Annotated in this window: 1 protein-coding gene; it reads right to left on the reverse strand. The window is 67.0% G+C overall.

What is annotated here, in order from left to right; translation table 11 throughout:
• Positions 1-33: 33 nt before the first annotated feature.
• Positions 34-1,581, reverse strand: a 1,548-nt coding sequence (gene xsc / locus VSR68_RS42400; protein ID WP_342945364.1) for a sulfoacetaldehyde acetyltransferase, incomplete at its 5' end; no start/stop codon positions are given.

The raw sequence follows: 1,581 nt of genomic DNA on the forward strand, positions 1-1,581 counted from the left end.
TGCCGGGGAACGCCGCGCTGCGGGACCGCTCGTTCAGACGTAGTCCTTGTACTTGTCGAGCAGGCGCACGGGTCTGGACAGCGCGTCGCGCCGGAACGGATCGCCCAGTTCGCGCGTGCACATGATCTCGACGATCGTGGTCTTGCCGTGATTCATCTGCAGGTCGACCGCCTTCTTCAGCGCCGGGCCGACGTCCTCGAGCCGGTCGACGACGATGCCCTCGGCGCCCATTGCCTTCGCGATGCCCGCGAAGCTCGGATTGTCGAGCTCGCCGGCGACGAAGCGGCGGTTGTAGAAGTCCACCTGGTTTTTCTTCTCCGCGCCCCACTGCCGGTTGTGGAACACCACGGCCGTCACGGGGATGTTGTGGCGCACGCAGGTGAGCGTCTCCATCATGCTCATGCCCCACGCACCATCGCCCGCATACGAGATCGCGGGGCGGTGCGGGGCCGCCACCTTCGCGCCGATGATGGTCGGGAACGCGTAGCCGCAGTTGCCCCAGCTCATCGCCGCGAAGAAGCTGCGCGGCTTGTTGAAGCGCAGATAGCTGTTGGCCACCGAGTTGATGTTGCCGATGTCGGTGGACACCATCACATCGTCGGGCATCGCCTTTTCCAGCTCGCGCAGCACCTGCCGTGGATGCAGATACTCGCCGCCACTGAAGGTGCGCTCGTTCTTCTGCTCCTCGATCATGTCGAGGCTGTACGGGTCGCGCTCATGCGTCCAGCTGTCGAGTTCCTTTTCCCATGCCGCTTTCTCGCCGGCGATCTGGCTGGCGCGCGCCTCGCGCGTGGCATCGCAGGCGAGCGCGCGGCCCGCGAGGCGTTCGGTGAGCGCAATGGCGGCCGCCTTCGCATCGCCGCAGATGCCGACGGAAATCTTCTTCACCAGCCCGAGCATCTTGTGATCGGCATCGATCTGGATGATCTTCGCGGTCTTCGGCCAGTAGTCGAGGCCGTGCTGCGGCAGCGTGCCGAACGGCCCCAGGCGCGAGCCCAGCGCGAGCACGACGTCGGCCTGCGCGAGCAGCTTCATCGCGGCCTTCGAGCCCTGATAGCCGAGCGGGCCGCACCACAGCGGGTGCCTGGCCGGGAACGAGTCGTTGTGCAGATAGCTGTTGACGACGGGCGCGCCGAGCCGCTCGGCGAGCGCCTGGCATTCGTCGAGGGCGTCCGCCATCACCACGCCGCCGCCGGAGATGATCACCGGGAACTGCGCCTGCGCGAGCAGTTCGGCCGCTTCGTTCAGGCGCTGCTCGCCGCCCGCGCCGCGATCGAGCCGCTGCGGCTGCGGAATCTCGGCCCTGATCTGGCCGTAGAAGTAGTCACGCGGGATGTTGAGCTGCGTGGGCCCCATCTCGGCCATCGCGCGGTCGAAACAGCGTCCCGTGAACTCGGCCATACGCGCCGGATGCGAGACGTGGCCCTGGTATTTGGTGAACTCCTGGAACATCGGCAGCTGTTTCGCTTCCTGGAAGCCGCCGAGTCCGATGCCCATGGTGCCCGCCTCGGGCGTGACGATGACCACGGGGCTGTGCGCCCAGTAGGCGGCGGCAATCGCGGTGACGGCGTTGCTGATGCC

The organism is Paraburkholderia phymatum, from assembly GCF_038900715.1.
Lineage (GTDB): Bacteria > Pseudomonadota > Gammaproteobacteria > Burkholderiales > Burkholderiaceae > Paraburkholderia > Paraburkholderia phymatum_A.